The sequence below is a fragment of the Pseudomonas sp. NDM genome (genome assembly GCF_003105095.1).
GTDB classification, from domain to species: domain Bacteria; phylum Pseudomonadota; class Gammaproteobacteria; order Pseudomonadales; family Pseudomonadaceae; genus Aquipseudomonas; species Aquipseudomonas moraviensis_A.
Genome location: NZ_QETJ01000185.1, coordinates 1 through 8,506 on the forward strand (window position 1 = coordinate 1; position 8,506 = coordinate 8,506).

Consider the following 8,506-nt stretch of genomic DNA (forward strand, 5'->3'; position numbering starts at 1 on the left):
CGAGCCTGCTCGCGAAAGCGATCTGTCAGTGAGATCGTCAGTGCCTGCCCCACCGCCTTCGCGAGCAGGCTCGCTCCCACATTTTTGATCCGGCACCAGCCTCTCAGACGCGAAATGCGCTGATCAGTTGTTTGAGTTCAACCACCTGCGCCGACAGCGCGCGGCTGGCATCTTCGGTCTGGTGTGCACCTTGCGCCGTGCGTTCGCCGGCGCGGTTGATCTCGACGATGTTCTGATCGATGTCATGGGCCACGGCGGTTTGCTGTTCCACGGCAGCGGCGATCTGCTGGTTCTGGTCGACGATCATGCCCACCGCGCCGAGAATATTTTCCAGCGCTTGCTGGACCTTCTCCGACTGCCCGACCGTGCCATTGGCCATCTGATGGCTGACGCCCATGGCCTTCACCGCCGCGCCGACGCCGCCATGCAGTTTGGCAATCATCTGCTCGATCTCCTCGGTCGATTGCTGGGTGCGCTTTGCCAGGGTGCGTACTTCGTCGGCGACCACGGCAAAACCGCGCCCCTGCTGGCCGGCCCGGGCCGCTTCGATCGCGGCGTTGAGCGCCAGCAGGTTGGTCTGCTCGGCGATGCTCTTGATCACCTCAAGCACACGGCTGATCGACTGGCTGTCACTGGCCAGTTGATTGATCACCAGCACCGACTGATCAATCTCGCTGGCCAGCGCGGCAATGCTGCCCTGCTGCGATTCCACCAGACCCCGCCCGCTCAGGGTTTCGTCGTTGACGCTGTGGGCGCTGCTCACCGCTGCCGCAGCACTGCGGGCAACTTCCATTGAGGTCGCCGACATCTGGTTCATCGCCGTCGCCACTTGTTCGATTTGCGTACGCTGGCCGGCGACAGCCTGATTACTCTGCGCCGACACGCTCTCCACTTGCCCGGCCTGACGCTCGACTTCGCCGACGGTGTGGCCGACGCGTTCGATCAGGTCGTGAATCTTCTTCACCGTGCCGTTGAACACCTCGCCCAACTCGCCCAGTTCATCGCGGCTGCTGGCCTTGAAGTTGACGGTCATGTCACCGGCCGCGACTCTGTCCATCATCGCCCCGAGGCTTTTCAGGGTGGTGCGGGTCGAGGCGTAGAAACCGCCGTAAAGATAGAAAATCAGCACGAACACCACCGACAGCGCCGAGGCTTGCAGAACCATGTGCATGCGGTTCTGCGCCAGACGTTGCTGCAACTGGCTGTCGAGAAATTTCAGCGTGGCTTGATTCAGCTGATAGGTGTGTTCCATCAGGCCGGTGACCTGATCGTAAAACCCCTGCCACGGCGCATCGAGGGTGTCGGCCATCACCACTTGTTCTTCGAACAATTCGCTGGCCTGCTTGAGCGAGGCCTTGCTGCTGTCGGCCTGGGCGCTGAGCGATTCACGGGCAGCGCTGCTGGAACCGAGGGCGTCTTGCAGCTTCAGGGCGTACTCGGCCTGGAGTTTTTCGATCTGCACCAGCAACTCGTCAAAACGTGTACTCGAAGAACTGTTTAGAAAGCCCTGGCCCAACGAATACGAACCCATCGCCCGGCCTTCGCCGAGCGTCTGCGTGACGCTCGGGGTGATCAGCGTGACCAGTTCGCTGAGCTGGCGAATATCACTCTGGTTATCGCGGCTCAGCCCCGCCTGACTGGTGATGATCTGGCTGAAAATCTGCGCACTGGCCAGCAACTTGCCGATCAACGCGCTTTTGCTTTGCAGCGAGCTTTCCGCTTGTTGGGCTTTGAACGCGGCGATCATTTCATCGCGCTTGGCTTCGAATTGCCTTATCTGCTCGGGGTCTTCGGTCATCGCCGTCAGCCCTTCGAGGCGCGCGAGCACGGCCTGCTCCAAGGTCTGGATCTGCGCTTCGACATTGCCCGCCTTGCCGGACTGGCCGAGGGTGACGTCGATCTGCACCAGATTGTTCAGGGTTTCCAGATCCCGACGCAGGCTCAGGCTGCTGCCCAGCAGGTCGAGGCTCTGCAGTTCGACACGGGTGCCCTGAAATTCGCGATAGGAGTCGCGCACCAGATAGAAATTGGTCACCAGCATCGGCACCAGGAACAGCACGCTGATCAGGCTGAACTTCATGCCGAAGCTCAGACGGTTCATCAGCGAGACGGCGGGATAGAGCAAGCTCTTCACTGGAAGTCTCCCTTGGTTTTTCTTGTTTTTATTGGCAGGCGCGGGGCGACAGCAGATAGCCACTATCGGGCGCTATCCCTGTATAGCGCAAAACGGCGGGGGGTTTTGTAACTTAAGGTTAACAACGCAAGAACCAGCAACAGACCACTGTGGCGAGGGAGCTTGCTCCCGCTCGGCTGCGTAGCAGTCGCCAATCAGACAAAAGCGTTGCAGGTGACGAACAGCGAGGGCGGCTTCGCCACCCAGCGGGAGCAAGCTCCCTCGCCACAATATGTTCATTTCAGATCGTCAGTGAACCAGAACAGTCCACAAGGCAAACCCGGCATACCACAGCACTGCCGCGCGCAGCAGCAGTTCCCACAGGCAGTCGAGGGTGTTGATGCCGTCCGGGCCGACCGCTGGCGGCGGGATTTCCCCGGCGGCCAGGCCGACCTTGTTGATCAACTGTGCAGCGCTGATGTTCCAGTTGAGCAGCTCATGCAGCATCACTCGGCTGACCGCGACGAAGTTGCCGACCAGGGCCAGACTCGCCGCCAGCAAACGCACCGGCACCCAATCGAAGGCGTGACGCAACTGCGCAGCCCGCTCGACCAGCGCCGGATTGTTGCCGTGCTCTTCGGCCAGCGCCAGCAAGCGATAGGCCAATGCCGCCACCGGGCCGAGGAGGAAGTACCAGAAGATCACCGCGAAGAAACTCTGATAGGCCTGCCACAGCAGATGCCCTTGCACCCGCTCGAGCAACTGCTCGCCGCTGTCGGCGCAGATATCCAGGTCGCGCTTGGCGACGTGCGCCGCCGCTTGCAGATCCTCACGACGCCAGGCGTCGCGGAACGGGCCGAGGCCGCCGAGCAGATCGCCGCGTCCGAGGCTGTAGATCACCACCAGCAAATGCACCGGCAGCGCCAGCAAACCGTAAGCCACAGGTTCCAGCACCAGCAGCAATAGCGCCAGCAACGCCACCGGGAGCAGCACCAGAATCGTCAGCACCAGCCACGGTTGCCTGGCCAGCCGTTTGCTGTTTTCGAGTTTGTGCAGTTCGCGGATCCATCCGCCGTCGCGTTGAAGCCGATGGCGCAGGGCCGAAAACTTCTCGATCCACAGCGCCAGCAGTAACACCAGAAAACTCATTGTCCTTCCTCTTTTGCCAGGGCCGCGCGATAGCGTGCCCAGTCGAATGCCGGTCCCGGATCGGTCTTGCGCCCCGGCGCGATATCGCTGTGGCCGCAGATGCGCTGATCGGTGATCGCTGGAAAACGCTCCTGCAACTGCCGGGTCAGCGCAATCAGCGAGCGATATTGTTCGTCGGTGAACGGCAGATCATCGGTGCCTTCCAGCTCGATGCCCACGGAAAAATCGTTACAGGTTTCACGACCTTCGAACAGCGAAACGCCGGCATGCCACGCCCGCTCCAGACAGGAGACAAACTGGGTGACCTTGCCGTCACGTTCGATCAGAAAATGCGCCGAGACGCGCAGGTCAGCGATGCCTGCAAAGTACGGGTGTTCGGTGACATCCAGACGATTCTGGAAAAATTCCTGCACCTTGCCCGTGGCGAATTGCGCCGGCGGCAGGCTGATGTTGTGGATGACCAACAGGGACACTTCGCCCGCCGGGCGCTCATTGAAGTTGGGTGACGGGCAGATCTGCACGCCATGACACCACCCGCTCGCGGGATCCAACTGCATACCGATTCCTTCAACGCCGACCATGTGGGCGCCCAGTATGCCGCGATCCGCCCTTGCCGCGCGATCACTTGCCGCGATTGAGTCGCCGCAGGTCGCCCAGCACCGTTTCCAGTGCGCGGTCGAACAGCAAAGTGTCCTCCAGCGCGCGGGCGCCACCACGGCTGAACGCCATGGCCAGATCGGTGCGATCGCGCTCCAGTACCTTCATGCCGGTGCGGTCGACGAAAACGTACTTGCCGGTCTCATCGATGATCGCCGCGAGCTTGCAACGCAAGGTCTGCTCGTCGTTCTCGTCGAAGACCACCCAGTTGCCCACACGCAACTGCTCGACCTGACACAGACCGGCATCGTCTTGCGCCGGGCGCGGCGATGGCGTGGCGGCATCAGCCAGGTCGGCGCTGTGCTGCAAGAGCTGCGGCGTGACTTCGATCAGGCTGTGATCGGCGTCGTCGGAGCGTTCCAGCACGCGCACGTGCAGCGCCTCCAGTTCACTGAAGAATTCGCTGGTGGCAAACGGGTCGAACGCCGTGCTGCTCAGGCCATCGCGCAGCGACTTGAGCAAGCCGGGCACCAGTGCCAACAGACGCAGGCTGGATTCGCCGTCGTCATGGCGTTGCACACTCCAGATCAACTGTTCCATGGTCTGCACGTCGGCGTGCCATTCGGCGGACTGATCGCCATGCTTCAGACAGGTCAGCAACAGCACGTTGCTCCAGGCCTGCTGAACGAAACCGACCACCGAGGCCGGCAGCACTTTGCCCGACAACGCCTGCTGCAGCGCCTGCGCTACGCGACGCTGAGCCAGCTCGGCTCTCGCCCGACCTTCCTCGGCATCGCGCAGGCGTTGTTCGAGCAGTTCGGTGCGGCGGCGTTCGTCCTGAGTGAAGGCGAGGAAATCGGCAAGCAGTTCGGAGAAGATCGCCGGGTCGTCGACGAACTCGCTCAGCAAGCGCTGCACCACTTGCTCTATGCGCACGTAGAGGCTGTCCCGCTCAGCACCGTCGCAATCGCTCCAGCCCATTGCGGCCTCGGCGATTTCATTGAGCAGGCGCCGCGCCGGATGGGTGCTGCGGCTGAAGAAACTCTTGTCCAGTACGGCGACCTTGAGCATCGGAATCTGCAATCGGGCGATCAGTGCCTTGAGCGCGTCGGGCACGTTGCGATCCTCGAGGATGCAGTCGAAAACCATGGCGATCAGGTTGATCACATCTTCGTCGGCAGTCGCGACGACGCGGGAGCGGCCACTTCTGACGCTGACCCGGGTCAGCAGCTGTTCGAGCTGATGACGCAGATCGAAATCTTCCTGAGCCTCCAGCGCCGGTACGTATTGCTGCAAGTGCGACAACAACCGCAGGAGGTCGCGGGTATTGATCGGATGCGCCGGAGCGCCGGGCTCCAGTGTCGGGGTGACACGGCCGCGCACGTGAGCGAGCAGTTGCTGCAGCGCGGCAAATACTTCCTCGACGCCTTCGTCCGCTGGCGGCGGCGCGTCGAGTTCTTCAACGAACGGGTCGCCTTCCCCACGCTCGACAGGACGCCGCGTTGTGGCCGGTTTCAGATGCGGCAATACGCCGGTGGCGAGCAGCAACTGATTGGCCTCGGCATACAGCTGTTCGGTGTCGGCCAGCACGTAGCGTTCGAACAGCTTGAGCAGGATCAGCTTGACCTTGATCTCGACGCCAAGATTACGCCCGGCCTGCAGGAAATATTCGCAGAGCATCGCCGGACTCAGCGGATTGTGCTGATCGTCGAGACGCTTGCCGAGCATCGAGCTGAACCGCGCCGTCAGTTGATCGAGGGCGAAGCCGTCGCGCTTGAGCACGCGGCTGACCATGGTCTGCACGGCGACGGTGCGTTCCATGGCATCGGTGCGCGGCGCCGCATCTTCGACCACCAGCGTGCGTGGCAAGGTAATGGCGGCAGGGTCGTATTGAGTGAGACCGGCGAAGGCTTCGAAAAACAGCTCGAGAAAGCCGCGCTCGATGTTCTTGCGCTTGAGGCGCAGGTCGCGCATGGCTTCGAAAAAGATGTTCTGATCGACGTCGTTGCGCGCCCGGTCGGCCATTTCGAACAGCGTGTCGTCGGCGTTATCGAACAGTTCCTGCAGATCGTGGCGCAGCTGCTGCGCAGCCTTGTCGCGAACCTGCAGCAGAATCACCGGCAGGCGGGCAAGCGGCGAGTGCTCCGCCACATCGGCAGTCGCCCGGTGCAGAGGCACCACTTTCCCGTCGTTACGCATCCAAGCCTCCTGGAACAGTGATTCGGTTCGTCGCTTTGACACCGCCTCTCGCAGAGTCGTTCGTCAAAGCCATGACGTCAAATACAAGGCGGATTATCTGGCAAAAGATGGCGGCGATGCTATAGGCCTCAGGGTTTCCCCTATACGCCACGAACCCCGCACTCGGCTGAGAAAATCGACCAGATGCAGGCAGGCACGCGCGTTCTCGCCTTGGGTTGGCTCGCGCCCTGCCCCTATAATCGAATCACTTTGTTTGTGGAGTCCGTTATGCCGAATCTACGTCTCGCCGATCTGACCGCCGAAATCGAAAACAACGTGCGCCGTGCGTTGCTCGAAGACGTCGGCAGCGGTGACATCACCGCGCAACTGATCCCGGCCGAACGCCTGGCCAAAGCCACCATCATCACCCGTGACGACGCCGTCATCTGCGGCACCGCGTGGGTCGATGCGGTGTTTCGCCAGCTCGATCCGCGCGTGGCGGTGCATTGGCAAGTGGTCGACGGCCAGCGGGTCAAGGCCAATCAGCCGCTGTTTCACCTGGAAGGCCCGGCTCGCTCACTGCTGACGGGTGAACGCAGCGCGTTGAACTTCCTGCAGTTGCTGTCCGGCGTGGCGACGCGCGCGCAGTACCTGGCTGACTTCGTCGGCGCGACGCAGGTCAAGTTGCTCGACACCCGCAAGACCCTGCCGGGCCTGCGCCTGGCGCAGAAATACGCGGTGACCTGCGGCGGCTGCCACAATCACCGGATCGGTCTGTACGACGCCTTCCTGATCAAGGAAAACCACATCGCCGCCAGCGGTGGCATCGCTGAAGCCGTGGCCGCCGCGCACAAGATCGCCCCGGGCAAACCGGTGGAGATCGAAGTGGAAAGCCTTGAGGAGTTGCAGCAAGCGCTGGAAGCCGGCGCCGACATCATCATGCTCGACGAACTGAGTCTGGACGACATGCGCGAAGCGGTGCGCCTGACCGCCGGCAAAGCGAAACTGGAAGCCAGCGGCGGCATCAACGAAAGCACGCTGCTGCCGATCGCCGAAACGGGCGTGGATTACATCTCGATTGGCGCGATGACCAAGGATGTCAAAGCGGTGGATCTGTCGATGCGACTCAGTCTCTGAGCTGCAAGCTGCAAGCTGCAAGCTGCAAGCTGCAAGCTGCAAGCTGAGCGATTGTGCTTTTACTTGTAGCTTGCAGCTTGCAGCTTGAAACTTGTAGCTGCTTTTAAACGACGAGATTATTCATCTCGCAGTACTCATCCCACTCGACACCCAAGACTTCAGCCGCTTCCTTGTGCAGTACGAGGCGCTGCGCTTCGAACTCTTCCGGCGTGCTGGTGTACTTGAGGGTCAACTCCCAAGGCTGCAAGCCCTGCGCTTCGGCTTCGTCTTCGAAGGCCCACTGGATCTGGTCTTTCTGATCATCGGGACTCAAGTCCTTGATCTCTTCCTTCAGGTCCGGCACATCCAGAAGGTATTTTTCCAGCGCTTGTTCGTGGCGTTGCTCTTGGGTCAATTCAGTCATGGGGTTCTCTCTGATCTGGGAATGGAGGATGGATCTGGATCATCAAGGATCTCTCTGACGCGGACTGGCCGGCCTTCGGAACCATTCGGGATCATCTGAAAACTGCTAAGCGATGCTCATGCAGGCACAGAATATAGGACGTTTGCATGACGAATTACACGGCTCTTTACATCTCTTGCACAAAAAGCTGACCTGCGGAACATAAACGCGTAATCCAAGTCATAGCGATGTGCCACTTCGGTACACAACATGCTGTTCACAAGGAAAACCAGTGATGCGCAGCTTCTTGAAAATCTCCGCGGTTGTCTCTACTACCACTTTGATCGCAGCTCTGGCCTTTCCCGCCAGCGCCATGGCCGTTGAGCTGAGTTCGAGCAGCGCGTCCTATGGCGACAAGGTTTCACTCATCCACAACGATTATGGCAAGGACGTCCTGATCAAAAGCGATATCAGCATTGATGAGCTGCAAAAGATGCGCGACACCCTCAATGACCAGTCGCGCCAGATCGAAGAATTCAAACGTAACAGCGGTTCGGGTTCAACCGCCAGCGCCAAGGAGATCGACGAACTGAAGAACAGGGTCAAGGAACAGGACCGCGAACTGGAAAGCCTCGGCCGCCAGGTTGAAGAACTCAAGCGGAACAGCGGCTCAAGCTCCAACTCGAACAGCAGCGAGATCTCGAATTTGAAGCAGATGGTCAACAATCAGGATCGGGACATGGATCAGCTTAAACGTACTGTCGAGGATCTGAGCCGCAAGGTGAAATAAACGAGGATGGTGCCCGAGACAGGAATCGAACCTGCGACCTTCGCGTTACGAGTGCGCTGCTCTACCGGCTGAGCTACACGGGCGATGGGCTAAACCTAGCATCGGTTTTCACAAAAGCAAAGATCGCAGCCTGCGGCAGCTCCCACATGATTGGATTATC

The 8,506-nt window shown here is 60.5% G+C and carries 7 protein-coding genes, 1 tRNA gene and 1 pseudogene; 2 read left to right on the forward strand and 7 right to left on the reverse strand.

Going from position 1 to position 8,506, the window contains the following annotated elements; genetic code table 11:
- Nucleotides 1-103: 103 nt before the first annotated feature.
- From DCO47_RS27645 to DCO47_RS23640, 5 genes and pseudogenes are all read right to left on the reverse strand, one after another.
- On the reverse strand, nucleotides 104-1,033 hold the full coding sequence (locus DCO47_RS27645; protein ID WP_371919895.1) for a methyl-accepting chemotaxis protein: 930 nt from the start codon (nucleotides 1,031-1,033) through the stop codon (nucleotides 104-106).
- A pseudogene (locus DCO47_RS27650) lies at nucleotides 1,010-2,101 on the reverse strand (methyl-accepting chemotaxis protein); the annotation flags it as partial. The pseudogene DCO47_RS27650 and the gene DCO47_RS27645, both read right to left, overlap by 24 nt.
- Nucleotides 2,102-2,422: 321 nt before the next feature.
- Nucleotides 2,423-3,262 (reverse strand): regulatory signaling modulator protein AmpE, encoded by an 840-nt coding sequence (gene ampE, locus DCO47_RS23630; RefSeq protein ID WP_116659036.1) that lies wholly within the window; start codon nucleotides 3,260-3,262, stop codon nucleotides 2,423-2,425.
- Nucleotides 3,259-3,819, reverse strand: a complete 561-nt coding sequence (gene ampD, locus DCO47_RS23635) for a 1,6-anhydro-N-acetylmuramyl-L-alanine amidase AmpD (protein ID WP_042608869.1) — start codon at nucleotides 3,817-3,819, stop codon at nucleotides 3,259-3,261. The genes ampE and ampD overlap by 4 nt, the downstream gene beginning before the upstream one ends.
- A 64-nt stretch (nucleotides 3,820-3,883) precedes the next feature.
- On the reverse strand, nucleotides 3,884-6,058 hold the full coding sequence (locus DCO47_RS23640) for a DUF1631 domain-containing protein (protein ID WP_116659037.1): 2,175 nt from the start codon (nucleotides 6,056-6,058) through the stop codon (nucleotides 3,884-3,886).
- Between the two features lie 267 nt (nucleotides 6,059-6,325).
- On the opposite strand from DCO47_RS23640, the gene nadC reads away from it, so the two are divergent.
- Nucleotides 6,326-7,174 carry a carboxylating nicotinate-nucleotide diphosphorylase gene (nadC, locus tag DCO47_RS23645; protein WP_064364496.1) on the forward strand — a complete coding sequence of 283 codons (849 nt, stop codon included), beginning with the start codon at nucleotides 6,326-6,328 and terminating at the stop codon, nucleotides 7,172-7,174.
- A 103-nt stretch (nucleotides 7,175-7,277) separates the two neighbouring features.
- Here the strand turns inward: nadC and DCO47_RS23650 are convergent, their stop codons facing one another.
- A complete protein-coding gene (locus DCO47_RS23650) occupies nucleotides 7,278-7,577 on the reverse strand; it encodes a DUF6388 family protein (RefSeq protein WP_042608866.1) in 300 nt (99 codons plus the stop codon).
- 274 nt (nucleotides 7,578-7,851) lie between these two features.
- On the opposite strand from DCO47_RS23650, the gene DCO47_RS23655 reads away from it, so the two are divergent.
- Nucleotides 7,852-8,346, forward strand: coding sequence for a DUF4148 domain-containing protein (locus DCO47_RS23655; protein ID WP_116659038.1), 495 nt, complete (start codon nucleotides 7,852-7,854; stop codon nucleotides 8,344-8,346).
- 7 nt (nucleotides 8,347-8,353) lie between these two features.
- Here DCO47_RS23655 and DCO47_RS23660 read toward each other — a convergent pair.
- Nucleotides 8,354-8,429 (reverse strand) — tRNA-Thr (locus DCO47_RS23660).
- Between the last annotated feature and the right edge of the window lie 77 nt (nucleotides 8,430-8,506).